This is a genomic window from Stenotrophomonas riyadhensis (assembly GCF_040256885.1).
GTDB lineage: Bacteria > Pseudomonadota > Gammaproteobacteria > Xanthomonadales > Xanthomonadaceae > Stenotrophomonas > Stenotrophomonas riyadhensis.
This window is the reverse complement of sequence record NZ_CP155568.1, coordinates 4,267,969-4,290,548: the sequence shown is the minus strand read 5'-3', so window position 1 is coordinate 4,290,548 and position 22,580 is coordinate 4,267,969. Positions and strand designations below refer to the sequence as shown.

General features: G+C 67.2%; 24 protein-coding genes. 14 read left to right on the top strand and 10 right to left on the bottom strand.

Annotated features, from left to right (window positions below; genetic code table 11):
* Positions 1-300: 300 nt before the first annotated feature.
* Complete coding sequence (locus tag SriyCCGPB3_RS19815) at positions 301-792, bottom strand: MarR family winged helix-turn-helix transcriptional regulator (protein ID WP_057501376.1); 492 nt, start codon at positions 790-792, stop codon at positions 301-303.
* A gap of 129 nt (positions 793-921) precedes the next feature.
* On the opposite strand from SriyCCGPB3_RS19815, the gene hppD reads away from it, so the two are divergent.
* Complete coding sequence (hppD, locus tag SriyCCGPB3_RS19810) at positions 922-2,034, top strand: 4-hydroxyphenylpyruvate dioxygenase (protein ID WP_176433087.1); 1,113 nt, start codon at positions 922-924, stop codon at positions 2,032-2,034.
* 85 nt (positions 2,035-2,119) lie between these two features.
* Positions 2,120-3,418, top strand: a complete 1,299-nt coding sequence (gene hmgA / locus SriyCCGPB3_RS19805) for a homogentisate 1,2-dioxygenase (RefSeq protein WP_049401681.1) — start codon at positions 2,120-2,122, stop codon at positions 3,416-3,418.
* Between the two features lie 84 nt (positions 3,419-3,502).
* On the opposite strand, the gene SriyCCGPB3_RS19800 is transcribed toward hmgA, so the two are convergent.
* Entirely contained in the window at positions 3,503-4,048 is a 546-nt protein-coding gene (locus SriyCCGPB3_RS19800) for a hypothetical protein (RefSeq protein ID WP_248858395.1), read from the bottom strand.
* Positions 4,049-4,104: 56 nt separating this feature from the next.
* On the opposite strand from SriyCCGPB3_RS19800, the gene SriyCCGPB3_RS19795 reads away from it, so the two are divergent.
* Both SriyCCGPB3_RS19795 and SriyCCGPB3_RS19790 read left to right on the top strand, forming a co-directional pair.
* Positions 4,105-4,797: a hypothetical protein gene (locus tag SriyCCGPB3_RS19795; RefSeq protein WP_433963278.1), complete on the top strand. Its 693-nt coding sequence runs from the start codon at positions 4,105-4,107 to the stop codon at positions 4,795-4,797.
* 73 nt (positions 4,798-4,870) lie between these two features.
* Positions 4,871-5,836, top strand: a complete 966-nt coding sequence (locus tag SriyCCGPB3_RS19790) for a sodium:calcium antiporter (RefSeq protein WP_350259654.1) — start codon at positions 4,871-4,873, stop codon at positions 5,834-5,836.
* Between the two features lie 134 nt (positions 5,837-5,970).
* Here SriyCCGPB3_RS19790 and SriyCCGPB3_RS19785 read toward each other — a convergent pair whose 3' ends face one another.
* The 8 genes from SriyCCGPB3_RS19785 to SriyCCGPB3_RS19750 all read right to left on the bottom strand — a co-directional run bounded on the left by SriyCCGPB3_RS19785 (position 5,971) and on the right by SriyCCGPB3_RS19750 (position 13,861).
* Positions 5,971-6,360, bottom strand: a complete 390-nt coding sequence (locus SriyCCGPB3_RS19785; RefSeq protein WP_049401677.1) for a Na+/H+ antiporter subunit G — start codon at positions 6,358-6,360, stop codon at positions 5,971-5,973.
* Positions 6,357-6,641 carry a K+/H+ antiporter subunit F gene (locus tag SriyCCGPB3_RS19780; RefSeq protein WP_006399171.1) on the bottom strand — a complete coding sequence of 95 codons (285 nt, stop codon included), beginning with the start codon at positions 6,639-6,641 and terminating at the stop codon, positions 6,357-6,359. The genes SriyCCGPB3_RS19785 and SriyCCGPB3_RS19780 overlap by 4 nt, the downstream gene beginning before the upstream one ends.
* The gene (locus SriyCCGPB3_RS19775; RefSeq protein WP_110713978.1) at positions 6,638-7,144 is read right to left on the bottom strand and encodes a Na+/H+ antiporter subunit E; all 507 of its coding nucleotides are present in this window, start codon (positions 7,142-7,144) and stop codon (positions 6,638-6,640) included. Before SriyCCGPB3_RS19775 ends, SriyCCGPB3_RS19780 begins: the two co-directional genes overlap by 4 nt.
* Positions 7,141-8,676 carry a monovalent cation/H+ antiporter subunit D gene (locus SriyCCGPB3_RS19770; RefSeq protein WP_350259653.1) on the bottom strand — a complete coding sequence of 512 codons (1,536 nt, stop codon included), beginning with the start codon at positions 8,674-8,676 and terminating at the stop codon, positions 7,141-7,143. Before SriyCCGPB3_RS19770 ends, SriyCCGPB3_RS19775 begins: the two co-directional genes overlap by 4 nt.
* Positions 8,673-9,065, bottom strand: coding sequence for a Na+/H+ antiporter subunit C (locus SriyCCGPB3_RS19765; protein ID WP_248858392.1), 393 nt, complete (start codon positions 9,063-9,065; stop codon positions 8,673-8,675). Before SriyCCGPB3_RS19765 ends, SriyCCGPB3_RS19770 begins: the two co-directional genes overlap by 4 nt.
* Positions 9,065-11,896, bottom strand: a complete 2,832-nt coding sequence (locus SriyCCGPB3_RS19760) for a monovalent cation/H+ antiporter subunit A (RefSeq protein ID WP_164161314.1) — start codon at positions 11,894-11,896, stop codon at positions 9,065-9,067. The genes SriyCCGPB3_RS19765 and SriyCCGPB3_RS19760 overlap by 1 nt, the downstream gene beginning before the upstream one ends.
* A gap of 333 nt (positions 11,897-12,229) precedes the next feature.
* Entirely contained in the window at positions 12,230-12,715 is a 486-nt protein-coding gene (locus SriyCCGPB3_RS19755; RefSeq protein ID WP_153854691.1) for a DUF962 domain-containing protein, read from the bottom strand.
* 219 nt (positions 12,716-12,934) lie between these two features.
* Positions 12,935-13,861 carry a phosphoribosylaminoimidazolesuccinocarboxamide synthase gene (locus SriyCCGPB3_RS19750; RefSeq protein ID WP_162622101.1) on the bottom strand — a complete coding sequence of 309 codons (927 nt, stop codon included), beginning with the start codon at positions 13,859-13,861 and terminating at the stop codon, positions 12,935-12,937.
* Between the two features lie 144 nt (positions 13,862-14,005).
* On the opposite strand from SriyCCGPB3_RS19750, the gene SriyCCGPB3_RS19745 reads away from it, so the two are divergent.
* The 10 genes from SriyCCGPB3_RS19745 (at position 14,006) to SriyCCGPB3_RS19700 (ending at position 22,569) form a co-directional block, all read left to right on the top strand.
* On the top strand, positions 14,006-14,335 hold the full coding sequence (locus SriyCCGPB3_RS19745) for a J domain-containing protein (protein ID WP_014038745.1): 330 nt from the start codon (positions 14,006-14,008) through the stop codon (positions 14,333-14,335).
* Between the two features lie 30 nt (positions 14,336-14,365).
* Positions 14,366-15,040, top strand: a complete 675-nt coding sequence (rpe, locus tag SriyCCGPB3_RS19740) for a ribulose-phosphate 3-epimerase (protein ID WP_032127160.1) — start codon at positions 14,366-14,368, stop codon at positions 15,038-15,040.
* 59 nt (positions 15,041-15,099) lie between these two features.
* Positions 15,100-15,582, top strand: coding sequence for a GNAT family N-acetyltransferase (locus tag SriyCCGPB3_RS19735; RefSeq protein WP_350259652.1), 483 nt, complete (start codon positions 15,100-15,102; stop codon positions 15,580-15,582).
* Positions 15,583-15,865: 283 nt separating this feature from the next.
* Complete coding sequence (gene yegS, locus SriyCCGPB3_RS19730; protein WP_350259651.1) at positions 15,866-16,819, top strand: lipid kinase YegS; 954 nt, start codon at positions 15,866-15,868, stop codon at positions 16,817-16,819.
* A gap of 198 nt (positions 16,820-17,017) precedes the next feature.
* On the top strand, positions 17,018-18,493 hold the full coding sequence (trpE, locus tag SriyCCGPB3_RS19725) for an anthranilate synthase component I (RefSeq protein WP_110713971.1): 1,476 nt from the start codon (positions 17,018-17,020) through the stop codon (positions 18,491-18,493).
* 67 nt (positions 18,494-18,560) lie between these two features.
* A complete protein-coding gene (locus SriyCCGPB3_RS19720) occupies positions 18,561-19,349 on the top strand; it encodes an SIMPL domain-containing protein (RefSeq protein WP_110713970.1) in 789 nt (262 codons plus the stop codon).
* 2 nt (positions 19,350-19,351) lie between these two features.
* Positions 19,352-19,939, top strand: coding sequence for an anthranilate synthase component II (locus tag SriyCCGPB3_RS19715; protein ID WP_014648668.1), 588 nt, complete (start codon positions 19,352-19,354; stop codon positions 19,937-19,939).
* A gap of 16 nt (positions 19,940-19,955) precedes the next feature.
* Positions 19,956-20,987: an anthranilate phosphoribosyltransferase gene (gene trpD, locus SriyCCGPB3_RS19710; protein WP_110713969.1), complete on the top strand. Its 1,032-nt coding sequence runs from the start codon at positions 19,956-19,958 to the stop codon at positions 20,985-20,987.
* A 74-nt stretch (positions 20,988-21,061) separates the two neighbouring features.
* Entirely contained in the window at positions 21,062-21,856 is a 795-nt protein-coding gene (gene trpC / locus SriyCCGPB3_RS19705; protein WP_106550927.1) for an indole-3-glycerol phosphate synthase TrpC, read from the top strand.
* A complete protein-coding gene (locus SriyCCGPB3_RS19700; RefSeq protein ID WP_153854687.1) occupies positions 21,853-22,569 on the top strand; it encodes a haloacid dehalogenase-like hydrolase in 717 nt (238 codons plus the stop codon). The genes trpC and SriyCCGPB3_RS19700 overlap by 4 nt, the downstream gene beginning before the upstream one ends.
* Positions 22,570-22,580: the final 11 nt, after the last annotated feature.

Genomic DNA, 22,580 nt, shown 5'->3' with positions numbered 1-22,580 from the left:
TCCAATAGGAGAATTCACTGAATCAGCCCGTTTCGATACACCAGCCTGGCGGAAACGGGCCGTAACGGGCCAATGCGGAAATGTCGCTGGGCGAGGGCGACACTTCAGGGCGGGATCTGCGGGAGGTGAATGCGTCCGATGGCATCGCTTGCGGTCGGTCCGCAGTCCGCCAAAGAGCGGGTCCCGTCAGATCAAAGGGGGCGGACGACAATCGCCCGGCCACTGTTCCGCTACCGCTCGGGGTCGGAACCCGCAACCTGGGGTCCAAAACGACTTAATCCCCTCCGTCCCCTTTTTCTTTCAGACCCCTTCGCCCATCCGCTCCAGGCCTTCGCCGGCCAAGCGCAGGATCAGCTTTTCCAGCACCTGCTCTTCCTCGTCGCTCAGCACCGACATCAGTTTGCGGGTGATCTCGATCACCATCGGCGCGATGGTCTCGTACACCTCGAAACCGGCTGCAGACAGGGCAAGCACCGAGCGGCGGCGGTCGTCGCCGTGGGTCTCGCGCTTGATGAAGCCGCGCTCCAGCAGGCGGGCCACGGCACGGCTGACCGCCACCTTGTCCATCGCCGTGCGGTCGGAGACCTCGCTGGCCGAGGAGCCCGGGTACAGCGCCAGGATGGTGATCACCCGCCACTCGGGAATCGCCAGACCGTAACGATCGCCGTATAGCTTGGCGATGTTGCCGCTGACCCGGTTGGACAGCACGCTCAGCCGGTACGGCAGGAACTGTTCCAGGTCGAGCAGGACGTGCGAGGCACGCAGGCGGGTCGAGGCGGGATCGGGGCTCATGTTGCGGTGCACCTTGCTGGTGGTTTCAAGTGTAACTATAAGGGTTGGGTCCAGACCCTGCATTCTCGCCGGGTCCCTACCTGCCCGCACCTGGTTTGTACCGATGCGGTACCGATTCGGAGCCACGCCATGAATACCGCAGTCCCGACCGCCTCGCACCCCAACCCCGGCATGCAGGTCACCACCTTCGAGAACCCGATGGGCATCGACGGCTTCGAGTTCGTCGAATTCGCCGCCCCGGCCGGCCGTGGCCAGGAGCTGCACGAGTACTTCCGGAAGATGGGCTTCAGCGCGGTGCTCAAGCACAAGCAGCGTCCGATTACCGTCTATCGCCAGGGCGACGTCAACTTCCTGGTCAATGAAGACCCCGATTCGTTCGCCTCGGACTTCGCCGAAAAGCACGGCCCGTGCGCCTGCGGCTTCGCCATCCGCTTCAAGAAGCCGGGCCAGGAGGTCTACCAGACCGCGCTGGGCAACGGCGCCGAAGCCATCGCCTTCAAGCCGGACAGCAAGGCGGTCAGCGCGCCGGTCATCAAGGGCATCGGCGACTGCATGCTGTACCTGGTCGACCGCTACGGCAGCGCCGGCAGCATCTTCGACGGCGATTACGAGCCGATCGCAGGTGCCGACCTGCACCCGGTGGGCTTCGGCCTGACCTTCATCGACCACCTGACCCACAACCTGTACTTCGGCAACATGCAGCAGTGGTCGGACTACTACGAACGCCTGTTCAACTTCCGCGAGATCCGCTACTTCGACATCAAGGGCCTGAAGACCGGCCTGGTGTCCAAGGCGATGACCGCGCCGGACGGCATCGTGCGCATCCCGCTGAACGAATCGTCCGACCCGAAGAGCCAGATCAACGAGTATCTGGACGCGTACAAGGGCGAGGGCATCCAGCACATCGCCTGCTTCACCGAGAACATCTACGAGACCGTCGAAGCGATGCGCGCGCAGGGCGTGGATTTCCTCGATACGCCGGAGACCTACTTCGACGTGATCGACCAGCGCGTGCCGAACCACGGTGAAGACGTGGCGCGCCTGGCCAAGAACAAGATCCTGATCGATGCCGATCCGGAAACCCACCAGCGCAAGCTGCTGCAGATCTTCACCCAGAACTGCATCGGCCCGATCTTCTTCGAGATCATCCAGCGCAAGGGCAACGAAGGTTTCGGCGAAGGCAACTTCACCGCGCTGTTCGAAAGCATCGAGCGCGACCAGATCCGCCGCGGCGTGCTGTAAGGTCTGCAGGCAATGTCGGCCTCCCGCCGACATTGCCTGTCCGAATGGTAGTGCCGGCCGCTGGCCGGCAATCTCTGGAGTTTCCATGTCCACCGCCATCACCGCCCGCGGCTACCAGTCCGGTTTCGGCAACGAATTCGCCACCGAGGCCGTCGCCGGCGCGCTGCCGGTCGGGCAGAACTCGCCGCAGAAGGTGGCCCACGGCCTGTACGCCGAACAGCTGACCGGCACCGCCTTCACCGCGCCGCGCGGCAGCAACCGCCGCAGCTGGCTGTACCGGATCCGCCCGGCGGTGACCCATGGCGAATTCACGCCGTTCGCGCAGTCGCAGCTGCAGTGCGATTTCGGCGCTCAACCGGCTTCGCCGAACCAGCTGCGCTGGAGCCCGCTGCCGCTGCCGGAACTGCCGACCGACTTCGTCGAGGGCCTGTACACGATGGGCGGCAACGGCTCGCCCGATGCGCATGCCGGCGTGGGCATCCACCTCTACGCCGCCAACCGCGACATGGTCGGCCGCTACTTCTACGATGCCGATGGCGAGCTGCTGATCGTGCCGCAGCTGGGCGGCCTGCGCCTGCTGACCGAGCTGGGCGTGATCGAGATCGAGCCGCAGCAGATCGCGGTGATCCCGCGCGGCGTGCGCTTCCGCGTCGAACTGCCCGATGGCCCGAGCCGCGGCTACATCTGCGAAAACTACGGTGCGCTGCTGAAACTGCCGGACCTCGGTCCGATCGGTTCCAACGGCCTGGCCAACCCGCGCGACTTCGAAACCCCGCACGCGGCGTTCGAGGATGTCGATGGTGATTTCGAGCTGATCGCCAAGTTCGAGGGCCGCCTGTGGCGTGCGCCGATCGACCATTCGCCGCTGGACGTGGTGGCCTGGCATGGCAATTACGCGCCGTACCGCTACGACCTGCGCCGCTTCAACACCATCGGTTCGATCAGCTACGACCACCCGGATCCGTCGATCTTCCTGGTGCTGCATTCGCCCAGCGACACGCCGGGCACCAGCAACATGGATTTCGCGATCTTCCCGCCGCGCTGGCTGGTGGCGCAGAACACGTTCCGCCCGCCGTGGTTCCACCGCAACATCGCCAGCGAGTTCATGGGTCTGGTGCATGGCGCCTACGACGCCAAGGCCGAAGGCTTCGTGCCGGGCGGCGCGTCGCTGCACAACTGCATGAGTGGCCACGGTCCGGATGCGCCGACCTTCGACAAGGCCTCCAATGCCGATCTGTCCAAGGCGGACGTGATCAAGGACACGATGGCCTTCATGTTCGAGACACGCGCGGTGATCCGCCCGACCGCGCAGGCCTTGGCGGCCGGCCATCGCCAGGGCGATTACCAGCAGTGCTGGAACGGGCTGCGCAACAACTTCCGCTGACCCGGAAAAGGGGACGGAGGGGATTAAGTCGCAAACAGCGCACGTGTGCTTGAAACGACTTAATCCCCTCCGTCCCCTTTTTCTTCAAGCGGCCTCGGCGAATGCGTCGCAATGCTCCAGCGGCAGCGCCTCCAGCAGGCGTTGCCGCACGCGCTGGCAGTAGCCGTCCGAGGTCAGCGCGGGCAGCATCTGCATCGCCGACTGCAGCCGCTGCAGCACCTCGTCTTCCGCACGCGCCTGCTGCAGGTCGCGGAACAGCGCCGCCGCCTGCGGGTGGCGCTGCATTTCCAGGATGCCCAGCACGTAGATGCGCGCGGCCACCAGCGAGCGGCGGCGTTCGACCGGTGTGGCAGTCGCTGCAGCCGGAGCCGGTGCTGCAGCAACCGGTTCGGGTGCGATGACAGTGCTGGGGGAGGGCGTGGGCGTCGCAGTGGCCTGCCCTGTGCTCAGGTAGCCCGCCTGCACCAGCTGGATGACCATCGCCGGCGCCTCCGCACCGAGCAGGCCGGTCAGTTCGGCGATGCTGCGCTGGCCGTCGCACAGGATCAGCAGCCGGCGCTGGCGCATGTCCAGCGGCGCGCGGTGGGCCTGCAGCGCGGTTCGGGCGAGATCGGTCTTGCGCGGTTGCATGGGAGGGACAGCCAAGTCGGTGCACGCCGAGCCTGAACGAAGGCGATGAAACCGCGATGACAATGCAGCGCCTGCACGCACCTTGCGCTAGCGTGCAGCCACCTTCGTGCCAGGGAACCGCACCGATGAAGCACCTCCCGATTGCTGGTCTGTTGCTGCTGTCGCTCGCCGCCTGCAGCCGCAATGCCGAAGCACCCGCCGCGGCCGACGCCACCACGCCATCCAGCGCAGGCGCCTCCGCCAGCCCGGCAGCCACACCCATTGCAGCCGCGGAACCGGGCCCGGCACGCCTGGATGGCTTCGCCGGCGCGATGCTGGGCACCGGCATCGCCGAGGTCCGCAGCGGCTTCGGCGCGCCACTGCAGGGGCTGGGTGCCGACGCCAGCGGCACGCCGCTGCCGGCCGACGACAGCAACGACGGCTGCTATTTCCTGCATCCGCAGGACGCCGAAGACCCGCGCCTGATGATCGAAGGTCGCAAGCTGGTGCGCTATGACGTGCGCAGCCCCGCGATCACCGCACCGGGTGGCGGCAAGGTCGGCATGACCCTCGGCGAGCTGCAGGTGCTGTACCCCGAGCGCGCCGACGTCGGCCCTGACAAATACGACGAGAAGGCCCAACACCTGCGCGTGCGCCCGGCGCAGGACGGCGCTGCGGTGATCGACTTTGCGCTTGGCGCTGATGGCCGGGTGAGTGCATGGCGGGTCGGGCAGACCCCGCAGGTCGATTATGTGGAAGGCTGTGGCTGATCCTTGATCCACGGCCCAGCCATGCGCGCGGGGCCAGCGTAGAATCGCGCCACGACCGCTGGGGGAGTGCTCGATGATCGCTATTGCCATTGCCTGGTTCCTGCTCGGCCTGCTGTTGCTGGCGCTGGGCGGGGACTCCATCGTCAAGGCCGTGTCCGGCCTGGCCCAGCGCTTCGGGGCCAGCCCGTTCACTGCGGGCCTGCTGTTGCTCGGGGTGGCCACCTCGTTGCCGGAACTGGCGGTCAACGCGCGCGCGCTGGCGGTCGGCCAACCCGAGCTGGCGCTGGGCAATGCAGTAGGCAGCAGCATCGTCAACGTGGGCCTGACCCTGGCCATGGCGGCGATCGCCGCCCCGCTGCTGCTGCGCGCGCGCCTGCAGACGGTGCTGTGGTGGTCGCTGCTGGCAGCGGGCGTGCTGCTGATCCTGTTCGGGCTGGATGGGCGCCTGGTGCGCTGGGAGGGTGGCGTGCTGGTGGCCGGCTTCATCGTCGTGCAGGTGCTGCTGCTGCGCCGTGGCCGCAGCGAGAGCGCGGACGTGCAGGCGACCATCGCCGAGTCCGCCTTGAGCCGCACCAGCCTGCCATTGAACGTGCTGCGCGTGCTGATCGCGGCGTTGACCCTGTACTGGGGCGCGCGCCTGGTGGTGGGTGCCGCAGCGGACTTCGGTGCGGCGCTGGGCTGGACGCCACTGCTGGTCGGCCTGCTGCCAGTGGCAATCGGCACCGCATTGCCGGAGGTGGCCACCGCCATCGCCGCCGCGCGTCGCGGTCACGGCGACATGGTGCTGGGGCACGTGCTGGGCTCCAGCGTGGTCAACCTGCTGCTGGTGATCGGCGCGATGGCGATGCTGCAGCCGCTGGCGCTGCCGGCCTCGTTCGTACGCCTGGAACTGCCGGCGCTGCTGGCCTTCGCACTGGTGCTGTACCCCATGCTGCGCGGCGATCTGAAGATCAGCCGCGGCGAAGGCGGGATCCTGCTGGTCGCGTTCACGGGCTGGTTCGTGCTGGAACTGCTGCTGGTGGGCGCACCGGCGTTGTAGATCCACGCCATGCGTGGATGCGGTTGGTTCCGTGCCGACCAAGGTCGGCATCCACCACCGATTACCCGGTAGCTGCCAACCTTGGTTGGCACTCGGGGAAACAAGGCGCCGACCAAGGTCGGCCTCTACCGGATTTACCGGTTCTGCGTGGTCTCTTCTTCCCGCACCGGTTCCGGCGGCGGCAGCTGCTCTTCGGCAGCCGGCTCGTTGCCGGGCAGGCTGGGGCGGGTTTCCATCAGCAGCGACAGCGCGGCCTTGGCCATCATGTGTGCGCTGATCGGTGCAGTGATGAACAGGAACACGGTGATCAGCAGCTCGCGCGGCTGCGGGTCCTGGCCGAGGAAGATGTGGTAGCACACCGAACACACCAGTACGCAGCCCACGCCCAGCGTGCTGGCCTTGGTCGGTGCGTGCAGCCGCTTGAAGAAGGTGGACAGCTTCACCAGGCCCAGTGCGCCGACCAGGATGAAGAAGCAGCCGAACAGCAGCAGGATCGACAGGCCGATCTGGATCGCAGTGATCATTCGACGATGTCCCGGCGCAGCACGAACTTGCTCAGCACCACGGTGCTGCCGAAGCCGAGCATGGCGATGACCAGTGCGGCTTCGAAATAGATCGCTGAGTTGAGGTACATGCCGAACAGCATCAGCTCTGCAATGGCAGTCACCGACAGGGTGTCCAGCGCGAGGATGCGGTCGGGCACGGTCGGGCCGCGCAGCAGGCGCCAGGTGGCCAGCAGCATCGCCAGCCCGACCACGTGCATGCACACCACCAGCGTGGTCTGGATGATCTGGAATCCAGTCATGGGAAGATCTCCATCAACGGGGCTTCGTAACGTCGCTTGATCGTGTCGATCAGGTCCTGCGGGTCCTCCAGGTGCAGCACGTGCACCAGCAGGAACCTGCGGTCGTCGCTGAGCGCGGCCGATACCGTGCCCGGGGTCAGGGTGATCATGCTGGTCAGCGCGGCGATGCCGTGGATGTTGGCGATGTCCAGCGGCAGCCAGATGAAACCCGGGTGGATGTTCTTCTCCGGGCCCAGTACCTGGATCGCCACGCGGATGTTGGACATCAGGATGTCCCACAGGGTCACACACAGCAGCTTGGGCAGCGGGCGCAGGGTGCCGATGCGGGCGAACTCGCGGTCCAGGCGCGCGGCGAACAGCGGCACCACCACGCCCAGCACCAGCCCCAGCACGAACTGGCCGAGGGTGAAGCTGTCGGACATCAGCAGCCAGAACGCCACCACCATGATGCTGAGCATCGGCGAGGGAATGATGCGGCGGAACAGGGAACGCTGGGCGGTCATGGCTGGCGGATCTCCGGCGGGGTCGCACGCACCTGCTGCACATACTCGCTGGGGTGCAGCAGCTGTGCAGCGGTGGCGTCGGTGTAGCGCATCAGCGGTGCAGCGGCCAGGGTCATGCCGATGCCATAGGCCAGCAGGATGCAGGCCGCGTACAGCTCGACCCGGCGCAGGCGTGCCTTGCGCGGCTTCGGTGCATCGGCCTCGACCGGCGGCACGCGCCAGAACAGGCGGATGCCGCCGCGGGTCAGGCCCATGATCACCAGCAGGCTGCTGACCAGCACCGCGGTCCACACGGGCCCGGTGTACTGCGCCGGCATGCCGGCCAGCAGCGCGGCCTTGGCCAGGAAACCGGACAGCGGCGGCAGGCCGGCCACCGACACCGCGCCGATCAGGAACAGCACCGCCGGGGTTTCCTTGCCCGGCATCGGCGCGACCACTTCCTTGCGGTCGCTGGCGCCACCGCGACGGCGGCGGATCAGGTCGGCAATCAGGAACAGTGCGGCGGCGACGAAGCTGCTGTGCGGCAGGTAGTACAGGCCGGCGGACAGCACCTGCGGCGTGCCTACCGAGAAGGCGATGAACAGCGTGGCTGCCGAGACGATCACCAGGTACGAGATCAGCACGCGCAGGCGGGTCGCGGCCAGCGCACCGAGGCCGCCAAGCACCAGCGTTGCCACGCCGGCCCACAGCAGCCAGTCGCGGCCGTAGCCGGCCATCACACCGGCATCGTCGCCGAACCACAGCATCTGGATGCGCAGCACCGAGTACAGGCCGACCTTGGTCATGATCGCGAACAGGGCGGCGACTGCAGCCGGTGCGCGCGAATAGGCTTCCGGCAGCCACAGGTACAGCGGCATCAATGCGGCCTTGGCGCAGAACACCAGCAGCAACAGGCCCATCGTCGCTTTCACCAGGGTCAACTGCGCCGGCGGCACCTCGGCGATGCGCTGCGACAGCTCGGCCATGTTCAGCGAGCCCAGCGAGGCGTACAGCAGGCCCAGTGCGATCAGGAACAACGTCGAGGCGGTGACGTTGAACACCACGTAGTGCAGGCCGATGCGCATGCGCAGGCCGCGGCCGCCACTGAGCAGCAGGCCGTAGGAGGCGATCAGCATCACCTCGAAGAACACGAACAGGTTGAAGATGTCGCCGGTCAGGAACGCGCCATTGAGGCCGACCAGCTGGAACTGGAACAGTGCATGGAAGTGCGGTGCGCGACGGTCCCAGCCCGAGCAGGCATGCAGCAGGCAGGGAATGGCCAGCAGCAGGGTGGTCAGCAGCATCCACGCCGACAGCCGGTCGGCCACCAGCGCGATGCCCAGCCGCGACGGCCAGTCGCCCAGCAGGTAGACGTTGATGTCACCGCCCACGGTCGATGCGAACAGCAGGCCCACCGCCAGCGCCAGCGCCGACAGCGAGGTCCAGGCCACCGTGCGCTGCACCCTGGGGCCATAGCGGCGGTGCTCGACGAACAGCGACAGTGCGGCACCGAGCAGCGGAATCAGGATCGGCAGGATCACCAGATGGTTCATGCGCGATCCTCGCCCTGGCGCGGCGGCGCGTCGTCGCCTGGTCCGGTTTCGTCAGGTTCGTGGGCGTCCACATGGTCGCTGTGGTTGTCGCTGCGGCTGCGCATGGCCAGCACGATGCTGACGGCGGTCATCGCGAAGGCGATCACGATCGCGGTCAGCACCAGGGCCTGCGGCAGCGGGTCGGTGTAGTTGCCGAGGTGGCTGTCCACGCCTTCCTGCAGCACCGGCGCCTTGCCCAGCACCACGCGGCCACCGGCGAAGATCAGCAGGTTGGTCGCATAGGACAGGAAGGTCATGCCGAGGATCACGTCGAAGCTGCGCGCACGCAGCAGCAGGTAGATGCCGATCGCGGTCAGCACGCCGATCGCGGTAGCCAGGGCCAGTTCCATCAGTGCATCTCCCCGGTGCGTGCCGAACGGCGTTGCAGGTCGATCTCACCCTTGCGGGCGGTACGGGTACGCGACGGCTTGATCGTGCCCATCATCGACAGCATCAGCATGGCGCCACCGAACACCACCAGGTACACGCCGATGTCGAAGCCGATGGCGCTGGCCAGTGGCACGTCACCGATCAGCGGCAGGTGCAGGTCGAGGTGGCCGCTGGTCAGGAACGGCACGCCGAACAGCATCGACGCGCTGCCGCTGAGCAGGGCGATCAACAGGCCCGTGCCGATGCAGCGGATGTAGTCGAAGCCGAAGCGCGATTCCACCGACGCGGTGCCCTGGATCACGTACTGGATCAGCAGCGGCACCGCCAGCACCAGGCCGGCGATGAAGCCACCGCCCGGCGCGTTGTGGCCGCGCAGGAACAGGAAGATCGATACGGTCAGGGTCAGCGGGAACATGATCTGCGCCAGGTCGGCCGGCACCGGCAGCTTGATCGGCGGGCCGGGCATGATCTGCTCCGGCGCCATGCGGGTGCGCCGCAGCAGCGCGTGCACCACCAGCGCGGCGATGCCGAACACGGTGATCTCGCCGAAGGTATCGAAGCCGCGGAAGTCGACCAGGATCACGTTGACCACGTTCTGGCCGTACGCCTCGGGCAGTGCCCGGCCCAGCAGCTCGCCGGCCATGGTGTTCGGCGGCAGGGTCATCGCGGAGTACGCCAGCGCGCCAAGGCCGGCACCGGCGATGATCGCGATCACCGCATCACGGCGCTTGCGCCAGCGCGGCCGCTCCGGCCCGGACTGCGCGGGCAGGTAGTTCATGCCCAGCAGCATCAGCACCAGGGTCACCATCTCCACCAGCAGCTGGGTCAGGGCGAGGTCGGGCGCGGACAGGAACACGAAGGTCAGCGCCACCATCAGGCCGACGCCGCCGACCAGCAGCACCGCCAGCAGGCGCTGCTTGTAGACGCGCAGGGTGGCGACCGCACAGGCCATCATCACCAGCCACAGCGCCCAGCCCAGCAGCGGGATCGGCTGCGGCGCGGTCCAGTTCGGCGAGGCCGGATTGGCCACGAATGGTGCGGCGGCGACCACGATCGCCACCAGCACCAGGCCCAGCAGCATGCGCTGCAGGCTGCCGTTGGCGATGCCGTTGGTCAGGCGCATGGCCAGCGCGGAAAGCGCATCCAGCTGCGCATGGAACACGTTGCGGCCGGTGGTGCGGGTTTCCACGCCGTGCAGATTGATCAGCCTGCGCAGGCCGAAGTACAGCGCCACGCCACCGACCACGCCGATCGCACTCATTGCCAGCGGCAGGTTGAAACCGTGCCATACCGCCAGGCTGTACTCGGGCATGGCATTGCCGAGGATCGAGGCCGCGGCGGCATGCAGCACCGGCGCCACGGTCAGTGCCGGGGCGATGCCCACCGCCACGCAGATCACCACCAGCAGTTCCACCGGCACCTTCATCCAGCGCGGCGGCTCATGCGGCACGCGGTCGAGGTCGTGCGGGCCGGGGCCGAAGAAGGTGTCGTGCACGAAGCGCAGGCTGTAGGCCACGCCGAACACACCGGCCAGCAGCGCCGCGATCGACACCGCCGTGCGCATGGCGCCCGGGCCGCCGCCGGCGGTCAGCGCTTCGGCGAACAGCATTTCCTTGGACAGGAAGCCGTTGAGCAGCGGGATGCCGGCCATCGCCAGCGAGGCGATGATCGCCAGCGCGCTGGTGAACGGCATCAGCCTGCGCAGGCCGCCCAGCTTGCGCATGTCACGGGTGCCGGTTTCGTGGTCGATGATGCCGGCGGCCATGAACAGCGAGGCCTTGAAGGTGGCGTGGTTGAGGATGTGGAACACGCCGGCCACCACCGCCATCGGCGTGGACAGGCCGAACAGCAGGGTGATCAGGCCAAGGTGGGAAATGGTCGAGTACGCCAGCAGGCCTTTCAGGTCGTGCTGGAAGATCGCATTCCAGGCACCGATCAGCAGGGTCAGCGCGCCGATGCCACTGACCGTGTAGAAGAACAGGTCGCTGCCGGCCAGCGCCGGGTGCAGGCGTGCCAGCAGGAACACGCCGGCCTTCACCATGGTGGCCGAATGCAGGTAGGCCGAGACCGGCGTGGGCGCCGCCATCGCGTGCGGCAGCCAGAAGTGGAACGGGAACTGCGCGCTCTTGGTGAAGATGCCGGCCAGCACCAGGAACAGGGCGTAGGGGTACAGCGCGCTGGCGCGGATCTGCTCGCCGGCGGCCAGCACCACGTCCAGGTCGAAGCTGCCGACGATGCGGCCGATCAGCAGCACGCCACCGAGCAGGGCCAGGCCACCGCCGCCGGTGATCACCAGCGCCATGCGTGCGCCCTCGCGGGCGTCCTGGCGGTGCGACCAGAAGCCGATCAGCAGGAACGAGCTGATGCTGGTCATTTCCCAGAAGATCATCAGCAACAGCAGGTTGCCCGACAGCACCATGCCCAGCATGGCGCCCATGAACAGCAGCAGGTAGCAGTAGAAGCGGTGGGCGTTGTCCTGCTGGCTCAGGTAGTAGCGCGCATACAGCACCACCAGCGCGCCGATGCCGAGCACCAGCCCGGCGAACATCCAGGCCAGCCCGTCCAGGCGCAGGGTGAAGTCCAGGCCGATCTGCGGCAGCCAAGGGACCATCGTCCGCACCACCTGGCCGTCGAGCACCGACGGGGTCAGCCAGCCGAGGATGGCCAGCCCGCCCAACGGCGCCAGCGCCGCCAGCCAGGCAGCAGTCGAGCGCGAACTACGGGGGAAGGCCGCAACAGCCGCTGCCATCAGGAACGGCAGGGCCAGCAGCAGGGGCAGGCTGGGGAGCATGCAGGGAATCCATGATTCACGAGCAGGTCAGGGAGGATAACAGGCTGCGAAATGTCGCCGAAACCCATCGAACAGCGATCAATTGCATGTAACGTCCGCTGATTCATTTTTTCTGCAGCGCAGCATCACGTTGCTGCGGTCCCTCCCCGGTTGCCCTCGGGGGACACCCTACGCCCACGCAGGGAGACCGCAGGCCCTGTCGCACAGGGGCTGCCGTCGACGGGCGGGCGATGGGGAACGGATCACCGGTGCAGGCTGGCAGGGCCGTCGTGGAGTGCGGGTGACGGAATCTGCCCGTTCAGGAAACGAGGGGCGCGGTCGGCCACGGGCAGGTCAGTAGCGCCAGTCGAGCTTGCGGTAGAACTTGGCCATCACCCAGGCCGGGCCGATCAGCAGGTAGGTCAGGTCGGTCAGGAAGCTGGGCTTGCGGCCCTCGAACTTGTGACCGATGAACTGCGCGATCCAGGCCACAACGAACACGCCCACCGCCAGCCAGAACAGATTGTGCAGGCCGATCTCGGCCTCCAGCAGGCGGCACAGGCAGCCGAACACGAAGAACTGGATGAGCATGCCGATGCCCAGCGGGCGCGACAGCTTGTTGTAGAAGCACCAGGCGCTGAACATCGCGAACGCCGACCAGATGCCGTACTGGAGCCAGGTGATCAGTGGCGGCAGGCACCACAGCAGGGCCACCACCGACCACAGGATTGCCGGTACCGCCACCACGTGGATGCGCTGGTTGATCACATTGCGGTGGTCGTCGGAATAACTGGCGAAATAGCGGTCGATCGGCCGCGCAAGCTCGGTGGATGTCTGCATGCTGCGTTGCTTCCTCGGACAACGGTAGTGCCGGCCGCTGGCCGGCAAGCCAGAGCATAGCCGAGTTCGCGAGGTTGCCGGCCAGCGGCCGGCACTACCCCAGGCAACCGGCAGTAGAGCCAGGCCATGCCTGGCTGCAGGTTCGCGAGGTTGCCGGCCAGCGGCCGGCGGTACCGCATTCAGAACGCCCCCAGCCAGACCGGCCGGGGGCGCAGGGGATCAGTCGACGCTGATCCCGGCCAGGCGCTGCAGCGCCTCGGCGTACTTGGCGCGGGTGCGCTCGATGATCTCGGCCGGGATGGTCGGGCCCGGGGCGGTCTTGCCCCAGTCCAGCGTCTCCAGGTAATCGCGCACGAACTGCTTGTCGTAGCTCGGCGGGCTGGTGCCCACCTCGTACTCATCGGCCGGCCAGTAACGCGAGGAATCCGGCGTCAGCATCTCGTCCATGATGTACAGGCGGCCATCGGCATCGGTACCGAACTCGAACTTGGTATCGGCCAGGATGATGCCGCGCTCGCGGGCGTAATCGGCGGCGAACTTGTAGATGCGCAGGGTGGCGTCGCGCACGCGCTCGGCCATCTCGGCACCGACCTGCTTCACCATCGCATCGAAATCGATGTTCTCGTCATGGTCGCCCACGGCGGCCTTGGTCGAGGGGGTGAAGATCGGCTCGGGCAGCTGCTCGGCCTGGCGCAGGCCGTCCGGCAGGTCGATGCCGCTGACCTTGCCGGTGCGCTGGTAGTCCTTCCAGCCGCTGCCGATCAGGTAACCGCGGGCGATCGCTTCCACCGGCACCGGCTTCAGCTTGCGGGTGACTACCGCGCGCTTGGCGTACAGGGCCGGGTCCACGCCTTCGGGCAGCACGCTGGCCACGTCGATGCCGGTCAGGTGGTTGGGCATCAGGTGCGCGGTCTTGGCGAACCAGAAGTTGGAGACCTGGCAGAGCATCTCGCCCTTGCCCGGGATCGGGTCGGGCAGGACCACGTCGAACGCCGACAGGCGATCGGTGGCCACCATCAGCAGGTATTCGCCCGGCGGGGTTCCGGCTGGCAGCCGCTCGCGCGGGATATCGAACACATCACGCACCTTGCCGCGATGGCGCAAGGGCAGGCCGGGGAGATCGGATTGCAACAGCGTGGTTGGCACGGGCACTCCTGGGGCGTTGTCGATACGGCTGCTGCCCAACGGACCCGGCGGGCCCGCTGACCAGCGGGCGGCCTAGTGTAAAGCGGTCCGGGCCCGCTGTGACGTAAAATGAGCGTCCATTTCGTCGGTCGACCCCGGAGCGCCATGCGCTGGTACGGAAAACTGCTCGGATTCATCGCCGGCGCCCTGCTGTTCCGGCCCAATCCGCTGTTCGGCGCGGTGGTCGGCCTGTTGATCGGCCACGCCTTCGACTCGGACTGGTTCCGCCTGAACAAGGAGAACCCGTACCGGGAGCTGGGGCTGACCTCCGAGGCCACCGATGCCGAGGTCGAGCGCGCCTACCGCAGGCTGATCTCGCAGTACCACCCCGACAAGCTCGGCGGCGCCGCCCCCGAGCTGCAGCAGCAGGCCGAGCAGAAGTCGCGGCGGATCAATGCCGCCTACGACCGCATCAAGACCCTGCGCAAGCGCTGACCCACTTTCCCCTCATTGCAAGGCCCGGCCATGTCCAACTGCCTCATCGCCCCCTCCATCCTGTCCGCCAACTTCGCCCGCCTCGGCGAGGAAGTCGACAACGTCCTCGCCGCCGGCGCGGACTGGGTCCACTTCGATGTGATGGACAACCACTACGTGCCGAACCTGACCATCGGCCCGATGGTCTGCCAGGCCCTGCGCAAGCACGGCGTGACCGCGCCGATCGACGTGCACCTGATGGTCGAGCCGGTGGACCGCATCATCCCGGACTTCGCCGAAGCCGGTGCCACCTACATCAGCTTCCACCCGGAAGCGAGCCGCCACGTGCACCGCACCATCCAGCTGATCCGCTCGCTGGGCTGCAAGCCGGGCATCGTGCTCAATCCGGCCACGCCGGTGGACATCCTCGACTGGGTGCTGGATGACCTGGACCTGGTGCTGCTGATGTCGGTCAACCCGGGCTTCGGTGGCCAGGCCTTCATTCCCTCGGCGCTGGACAAGCTGCGCGTGGTGCGCAAGATGATCGACGCCAGCGGCAAGGACATCCGCCTGGAGATCGACGGCGGCGTGAAGGCCGACAACATCGGCGAGATCGCCGCCGCCGGCGCCGATACCTTCGTTGCCGGCTCGGCCATCTTCAATGCCAAGACCAGCTACCAGGACGTGATCGCGCAGATGCGCGCGAATGTCGCTGCGGCACGCTGACAAAAAGGGGACGGAGGGGATTAAGCTCGCCTGATTCCCTCCGTCTCCCTTTTCCGCCCATGGCTCTGTTGAACATCCGTCCGGCCACTGTGGCCGATGCCGGCCTGATCCTGCATTTCATCCGCGAACTGGCCATCTACGAGAAGGCCGAGCATTCGGTGCAGACCGATGAGATCGGCATCGCCGAGAGCCTGTTCGGTGCCGATGCCACGGCGCGCGCGCTGATCTGCGAAGCCGACGGCGAGCCCATTGGTTACGCCGTGTATTTCTACAACTACTCGACTTGGCTGGGCCGCAAGGGCATCTACCTGGAAGACCTGTATGTCAGCCAGGAAAAGCGCGGCGGCGGTGCCGGCAAGGCGCTGCTGAAGTACATCGCACGCCAGGCCGTGGCCGAAGGCTGCGGCCGTTTCGAATGGTCGGTGCTGGACTGGAACACCCCGGCCATCGAGTTCTACACCGCCGCTGGTGCCACGCCGCAGGACGAGTGGACGGTGTACCGGCTGCAGGGCCAGGCGTTGCACAAGTTCGCCAACGGCTGAGGCGAGGTGCATCCACGCATGGCGTGGATCTACCCACCTGGTGTGTGCGAACCGCAACCCGGTGGGTGCGAACCTTGGTTCGCACGCCCTCCGAGCTCCGAAAAAAAAGCCACGCCAATCACTGGCGTGGCCTCGCTGCATGCGTGGGAGGCTGATCCTGCCTCCATCCGTCGTCCCTGCTATGGCCTTCCATTCTCCAGCAGCTGAATGACACCTGCGTGACATTCACTGCGGACAAACGGCGCATTGCTAGCCTGTGCCACCCCCGTCCTGGAAGCACCGCATGACCACCCCGCGCTGGCGCCTGATCCTCAACGGAAAATCCGCAGGCAATGACGCGCTGCGCGACGCGGTCGGTCATTGGCGTGGGCAAGGCGTGCAGCTGGACGTGCGGGTGACCTGGGAGGACGGTGACGCCGAGCGCTACGTGGCCGAGGCCATCGATCATGGCGTGGACGTGATCGTCGCTGCCGGTGGTGATGGCACGCTCAGTGCCGTGGCCGAGACGCTGGCGCACCGTGAGGAAGCGGCAGATGCGTTGCCCTCGCTTGCACTGATTCCGATGGGGACCGCCAACGACTTCGCGACTGCGGCCGGCATCCCGACCGAGCCGAAGGCGGCCTTGGCCTTGATCGCGCAGGCGGTGCCGCACGCCATCGATCTGCTGCGCGTGGACGCCGATGGCACGCCCTGGTGGTGCGCCAATCTCGCCAGCGGGGGCTTCGGCACGCAGGTGACGGTGGAGACCGATGCCGGCTTGAAGAAGATGCTGGGCGGGCTGGCGTATGTGATCACCGGCATCGCCAAGCTGGGGCGGATCGAGCCGATCCATGCGCGCCTGTCAGGTCCGGATTTCGCATGGGAGGGCGACTTCATCGCGCTCGGCATCGGCAATGGCCGCCAGGCCGGTGGTGGCCAGCAGTTGTGCCCGCAGGCACTGATCGATGATGGGCAGCTGGACGTGACGGTGCTTCCGGAGCTGGAGGGTGAAGTCACCGCCACGCTCGGCCAGATGCTGAAGTCGGGCACCCAGGCCGCACTGGAACAGCTGGCCACGCGCGCGCGCCTGCCGTGGCTGCAGGTGGAATCCGAGCGCCCGTTGACGCTCAACCTGGACGGCGAACCGGTACAGGCCCGCCAGTTCCGCATCGCGTGCGTGCCGGGCAGGGTGCGGATGCATCTGCCGACCGGATGCCCGTTGCTTGCTGGGGCCTCTGCTGAGAATGCCCCGGCGTAGCGCCGGTCTCCCTGGCCGCCCCGGGGCGGCCCGTGGTTCAGTTTCACAGGGTTCCCCTCCCGTCCAAGCTGCGATACAGTCAAGGGGTGTCCAGCCTGACGACCCCGCATACCCTTTCTTCCGCACGCCGTTGGTGGCGATGGTGGCCCGTTGCCGTCGTCCGCCCCCATAACGCTGTGTCCCGGAAGGAAAGTCGTCTTGAACTCGCACGCTCAGTTTCAGCTGCAGGCCGCTGAAGGCCACACCCATATTCCCGTCGTCCGTGAAGTGCTGTCCGACCTGGACACGCCGCTTTCGGTCTATCTGAAGCTCGCCGACGGCCCCAATACCTACCTGTTTGAATCCGTCGAAGGCGGCGAGCGTTTTGGTCGTTACTCGATCATCGGCCTGCCGGCGCGTCGCGTGTACGCCTTCCACGGCCACACGCTGACCGTGCGCGAAGACGGCCAGGTGGTGGAAACCCGCGAGGTGGCCGACCCGTTCGCCGAAGTCGAGGCGCTGCGCAGCGCCCACTCGGTACCCAAGCTGGAAGGCCTGCCGGGCTTCACCGGCGGCCTGGTCGGCTGGTTCGGTTTCGAGTGCATCGGCTACATCGAACCGCGCCTGGCGCCGCCGGCCGGCCGCGATGAGCTGGGCACGCCGGACATCCTGCTGCTGGACTCCAACGAGCTGGCGGTGTTCGACAACCTCAAGGGCCGGCTGTACCTGATCGTGCATGCCGATCCGCGTGTCGACGGTGCCTTCGAGCAGGCCCAGGCACGCCTGGATGCATTGACCGCCAAGCTGCGCGCACCGGGGGCCGGCTATCCCGCGCCGCTCAACAGCGACGTGCTGGACGAGTCCGATTTCGTCTCCGGCTTCACCCGCGAAGGCTTCGTCGATGCGGTCCAGCGCAGCAAGGAATACATCCGTGCCGGCGACATCTTCCAGGTGGTGCTGAGCCAGCGCCTGAGCGTGCCGTTCAAGGCGCGCCCGGTGGATGTGTACCGCGCGCTGCGCGCATTGAATCCCTCGCCGTACATGTATTTCCTCGATGTCGGCGACCTGCAGGTGGTCGGTTCCTCGCCGGAAATCCTGGTGCGCCTGCAGGATGGCGAAGTCACCGTGCGTCCAATCGCCGGCACGCGTCCGCGCGGTGCGACCGTCGAGCAGGACCTGGCGCTGGAAGCCGAGCTGCTGGCCGATCCGAAGGAACGTGCCGAGCACCTGATGCTGATCGACCTCGGCCGCAACGATGCTGGTCGCGTATCGAAGGCCGGCACCGTGGAAGTGGGCGAGCAGTTCGTGATCGAGCGCTACAGCCACGTCATGCATATCGTCAGCGAAGTGACCGGGCAGCTGCAGCCGGGCCTGAGCTACGCCGACGTGCTGCGCGCCACCTTCCCGGCCGGCACCGTCAGCGGTGCGCCGAAGATCCGTGCGCTGGAAGTGATCCGCGAGCTGGAACCGATCAAGCGCAATGTCTACGCCGGCAGCATCGGCTACATCGGTTGGCACGGCGATGCCGATACCGCGATCGCGATCCGCACCGCGGTGATCAAGGATGGCCGCCTGTACGTGCAGGCCGGCGCCGGCATCGTCTACGACTCGGACCCGGACAAGGAATGGGACGAGACGATGAACAAGGGCCGCGCGCTGTTCCGCGCCGTCGCCCAGGCCGCCAAGGGCCTGTAAGCCTGCCTCGCCACGGCCGCTGCGCCGTGGTCGTTCCGCCGTTCCCGTTCAAGACAAGGAGTACTGCATGAAGCTGCTGAGCGCATTGCTGTGGTCGTCACTGCTGGCCACGATGGCCCCGTCTGCGTGGGCGCAGGCCAATACCATTCCCTCGCAGCCGCACCTGCTGGTGAAGGGCGAGGCGCGCCGCGTGGTGATGCCGGACCGGTTCGGCCTGCAGTTGAACATCGAAGAGACCGACATGGATGCCGACGCCGCGCGCCGCCGCGTGCAGGACAACGTCGCGCGCGTGCTGGCGCTGTTCAAGCAGAACAAGGCGGTGGAAGGCAGCGTGCGTGCGGACAATCTGCGGATTGGTCCAGCCCATCGCTACGACAATGGCAAGCAGGTCTTCATCGGTACCCGCGTGGCGCGCCAGCTGCGTGCGAGCTTCGCCAGTGTGCAGGCCATGCAGGCAACGCTGGCTGCACTGAAGGCCAACGAGAACCTGCAGGTCAGCAGCGTGGCCCCGACCTACTCGGGCGAAGTGGCGCTGCGCCGCGAACTCAAGGGCGAGGCCGCGGCCAGGACCCGCGAGTCCGCACAGGGCCTGGCCAAGGCCTACGGCACCCAGCTGCGAGGCCTGTACAGCATCTCCGACGTGGCCCCGGACTTCGCCTATGGCATCCAGGCCGGCCGATGGCCACAGCCGGTCGAGGGTGAGGTGAGCGGCGTGCCTGAGCCACGCCTTACCGATATCACCCTGACCGGCAGCGCTGCAGCGCCCGCACCCATGGCACCGGAGTCGATCGAGGCCGGTCCCATCACCTACACCGAAAACGTGTACGCCATTTTCCTGATAAGCGACGGAACCTGACCATGTTGTGGATGATCGACAACTACGACAGCTTCACCTACAACCTCGTGCAGTACCTGCAGACGCTGGGCGCCGAGGTGAAGGTGGTGCGCAACGATGCGATGAGCGTGGACGAGATCGCCGCGCAGAAGCCCGAGCGCATCGTCATCTCGCCCGGCCCGTGCACGCCCAACGAAGCGGGCGTGTCGCTGGAGCTGATCCAGCGCCTGGGCCCGACCACGCCCATCCTCGGCGTCTGCCTGGGCCACCAGGGCATCGGCCAGGTCTACGGCGGCACGGTCATCCGTGCCGGCAACATCATGCACGGCAAGACCTCGCCGATCCGCCATGAAGGCAAGGGCGTGTTCGCTGGCCTGCCGGACCGCTACCAGGCCACCCGCTACCACTCGCTGGTGGTGGACAAGAACAGCCTGCCGGACTGCCTGGAAGTGACCGCCTGGACCGAGAACGACGACGGCTCGATCGAAGAGATCATGGGCCTGCGCCACCGCCAGTTCCCGGTGGAAGGCGTGCAGTTCCATCCCGAATCCATCCTCACCGAACACGGCCACGCCCTGCTGCGCAATTTCCTGCAGCGTCCGGCGGCCTGATCCAAGGAGCATTCCCATGAGCTTCTCCCCCCAGGAAGCCCTGCAACGCACCATCGAGCACCGCGAAATCTTCTTCGACGAAATGGTCGACCTGATGCGGCAGATCATGCGCGGCGACGTCTCGCCGATGATGACCGCCGCGATCCTCACCGGCCTGCGCGTGAAGAAGGAAACCATCGACGAGATCGCCGCGGCGGCCACGGTCATGCGTGAATTCGCGCTGGCGGTGCCGGTGGCCGACAGCACCCACCTGGTCGACATCGTCGGCACCGGTGGCGATGGCTCGCACACCTTCAACATCTCTACCTGCGCGATGTTCGTCGCCGCTGCGGCCGGTGCGCGCGTGGCCAAGCATGGCAACCGCAGCGTGTCGTCCAAGTCCGGCAGCGCCGATGCGGTGGAAGCACTGGGTGCGGCCATCGAGCTGCAGCCGGCCCAGGTGGCCGCGGCGATCGAGCAGACCGGTATCGGTTTCATGTTCGCGCCGATCCATCACCCGTCGATGAAGGTCGTCGCGCCGGTCCGCCGCGAGATGGGCGTGCGCACCATCTTCAACATCCTTGGCCCGCTGACCAACCCGGCCAGCGCACCGTCGGTACTGATGGGCGTGTTCCACCCCGATCTGGTGGGTATCCAGGCACGGGTGCTGCGCGAGCTGGGTACCGAACGCGCCATGGTGGTCTGGGGCCGCGACAACATGGACGAGATTTCGCTGGGCGCCGGCACCCTGGTGGGCGAGCTGCGCGATGGCAAGGTGCGCGAGTACGAGATCCACCCGGAGGACTTCGGCATCGCCATGTCGGCCAGCCGCAACCTGCGCGTGGACAGCCCGGAGCAGTCCATCGCCATGCTGCGCGCGGTGCTGGACAACCAGCCCGGCCCGGCGCTGGACATCGTGGCCCTGAATGCCGGCGCCGCGCTGTACGTGGCCGGCGTGGCCAGCGACATCGGCGACGGCCTGGCCCGCGCCCGTGCCGCCATCGCCAACGGCAGCGCCCGCCAGCGCCTGCAGCAGTATGTGGAGACCACCCGCGCGCTGGTTGCCTGAGCGCGCGGTTCAGCCTGACCCTCTTGATGGCCGATAATGGCCGTCCTCACCGCCCCCGCACCGAACCGAAGACGATGAGCGACATCCTGCAGACGATCCTGGCCCGCAAGGCCGAAGAAGTGGCCCAGCGCCGCGCCCAGCGCCCGCTCGAGGAGCTGCAGGCCGCCGTGGCCAGCGCCCCGCCGGTACGTGGCTTCGTGCGCGCGCTGCAGGCGGCGGTGGCCAACGGCGACCCGGCGGTGATTGCCGAGGTGAAGAAGGCCAGCCCCTCCAAGGGTGTGATCCGCCCGGACTTCCGCCCGGCCGACATCGCGGTCAGCTACGAGTTCGGTGGCGCCAGCTGCCTGTCGGTGTTGACCGACGTGGACTTCTTCCAGGGCGCCGACGCCTACCTGCAGCAGGCCCGCGAAGCCTGCACGCTGCCGGTGCTGCGCAAGGACTTCGTGATCGACGCCTACCAGGTGTACGAGGCGCGCGTGCTGGGCGCCGACTGCATCCTGCTGATCGTCGCCGCGCTGGACGACACCCAGCTGGCCACGCTGTCCGAACTGGCGTTGTCGCTGGGCATGGACGTGCTGGTGGAAGTGCACGACATCGACGAGCTGGAGCGTGCGCTGCAGGTGCCGGCGCCGATGATCGGCATCAACAACCGCAACCTGCGCACCTTTGAGGTGTCGCTGCAGACCACGCTGGACATGCAGAAAGCGGTGCCGCGCGATCGCCTGCTGGTCACCGAGAGCGGCATCCTCGGTCCGCAGGACGTGGCGCTGATGCGTGATGCCGGCATCCATGCGTTCCTGGTCGGCGAGGCCTTCATGCGCGTGGAAGAGCCGGGCGAGGGCCTGCGTCAGCTATTCTTCGCGGCATGACAACGCACTATCCAACGCCGCGCGAGGATGCGCCGCTGGTGGTCTTCGACTTCGACCACACCCTCTACGACGGCGATTCGGGTACTCACCTGTTCGCTTCGCTGATCAAGCGCAACCCACTGCGGATGCTGGCAGCGCTGCTGGTCACGCCGATCGCCGGGCCGCTGGTGGCGATGCTGCCGACGCGTCGCACCGGCATTTCGGTCTATGTGTGGATCGGCAGCTTCGGCCTGCACCGTGCGCGTGATTTCAACAAGGTGATCGACGCCTACGTGCTGCGCAACGAGGCGCAGATGCGCGCCAAGCTGCTGCCGCAGGCGCTGGAGGTCTTTGCTGCGCACCGCGCCAAGGGCGACCGCGTGGTGGTCGCTACCGGCGCGCCGCCGGAACTGGCGCGCGCGATCCTGGCCTTCGTGGCCCACCAGGACGTGCCGGTGATCGGCACCGAGGTCGGCCCGCGGCTGGGCGGCGTCGGCCCGACCCGCCACTGCCACAACGAAGAGAAGATGCGCATGCTGCGCGAGCGCGGCTATGGCGACATCGACGTCGCGTACTCCGACAGTACTGCCGACCTGCCGCTGCTGCTGGCCGCCAAGGCGCCGGTGGTGGTGAACCCGAAGCCGAGCCGCGTGGACTTCTTCCGCCGCGTGCTGCCGGCCGGCACCCGCATCCTCAACTGGGGCTGCGTGGACCGCGGCGGCGACAAGGCCTGATCCCGCCGCAC

Bases quoted from the DNA above. Each gene is read 5' to 3' on its own strand.
- SriyCCGPB3_RS19815 (WP_057501376.1), bottom strand. From the start codon at position 792: ATGAGCCCCGATCCCGCCTCGACCCGCCTGCGTGCCTCGCACGTCCTG.
- SriyCCGPB3_RS19755 (WP_153854691.1), bottom strand. From the start codon at position 12,715: ATGCAGACATCCACCGAGCTTGCGCGGCCGATCGACCGCTATTTCGCC.
- SriyCCGPB3_RS19785 (WP_049401677.1), bottom strand. From the start codon at position 6,360: ATGATCACTGCGATCCAGATCGGCCTGTCGATCCTGCTGCTGTTCGGC.
- SriyCCGPB3_RS19715 (WP_014648668.1), top strand. From the start codon at position 19,352: ATGTTGTGGATGATCGACAACTACGACAGCTTCACCTACAACCTCGTG.
- SriyCCGPB3_RS19770 (WP_350259653.1), bottom strand. From the start codon at position 8,676: ATGAACCATCTGGTGATCCTGCCGATCCTGATTCCGCTGCTCGGTGCC.
- SriyCCGPB3_RS19760 (WP_164161314.1), bottom strand. From the start codon at position 11,896: ATGCTCCCCAGCCTGCCCCTGCTGCTGGCCCTGCCGTTCCTGATGGCA.
- hppD (WP_176433087.1), top strand. From the start codon at position 922: ATGAATACCGCAGTCCCGACCGCCTCGCACCCCAACCCCGGCATGCAG.
- SriyCCGPB3_RS19795 (WP_433963278.1), top strand. From the start codon at position 4,105: ATGACAATGCAGCGCCTGCACGCACCTTGCGCTAGCGTGCAGCCACCT.
- rpe (WP_032127160.1), top strand. From the start codon at position 14,366: ATGTCCAACTGCCTCATCGCCCCCTCCATCCTGTCCGCCAACTTCGCC.
- SriyCCGPB3_RS19775 (WP_110713978.1), bottom strand. From the start codon at position 7,144: ATGACCGCCCAGCGTTCCCTGTTCCGCCGCATCATTCCCTCGCCGATG.
- SriyCCGPB3_RS19780 (WP_006399171.1), bottom strand. From the start codon at position 6,641: ATGACTGGATTCCAGATCATCCAGACCACGCTGGTGGTGTGCATGCAC.
- SriyCCGPB3_RS19745 (WP_014038745.1), top strand. From the start codon at position 14,006: ATGCGCTGGTACGGAAAACTGCTCGGATTCATCGCCGGCGCCCTGCTG.
- trpC (WP_106550927.1), top strand. From the start codon at position 21,062: ATGAGCGACATCCTGCAGACGATCCTGGCCCGCAAGGCCGAAGAAGTG.
- SriyCCGPB3_RS19700 (WP_153854687.1), top strand. From the start codon at position 21,853: ATGACAACGCACTATCCAACGCCGCGCGAGGATGCGCCGCTGGTGGTC.
- SriyCCGPB3_RS19790 (WP_350259654.1), top strand. From the start codon at position 4,871: ATGATCGCTATTGCCATTGCCTGGTTCCTGCTCGGCCTGCTGTTGCTG.
- SriyCCGPB3_RS19720 (WP_110713970.1), top strand. From the start codon at position 18,561: ATGAAGCTGCTGAGCGCATTGCTGTGGTCGTCACTGCTGGCCACGATG.
- SriyCCGPB3_RS19765 (WP_248858392.1), bottom strand. From the start codon at position 9,065: ATGGAACTGGCCCTGGCTACCGCGATCGGCGTGCTGACCGCGATCGGC.
- SriyCCGPB3_RS19735 (WP_350259652.1), top strand. From the start codon at position 15,100: ATGGCTCTGTTGAACATCCGTCCGGCCACTGTGGCCGATGCCGGCCTG.
- trpD (WP_110713969.1), top strand. From the start codon at position 19,956: ATGAGCTTCTCCCCCCAGGAAGCCCTGCAACGCACCATCGAGCACCGC.
- SriyCCGPB3_RS19800 (WP_248858395.1), bottom strand. From the start codon at position 4,048: ATGCAACCGCGCAAGACCGATCTCGCCCGAACCGCGCTGCAGGCCCAC.
- hmgA (WP_049401681.1), top strand. From the start codon at position 2,120: ATGTCCACCGCCATCACCGCCCGCGGCTACCAGTCCGGTTTCGGCAAC.
- yegS (WP_350259651.1), top strand. From the start codon at position 15,866: ATGACCACCCCGCGCTGGCGCCTGATCCTCAACGGAAAATCCGCAGGC.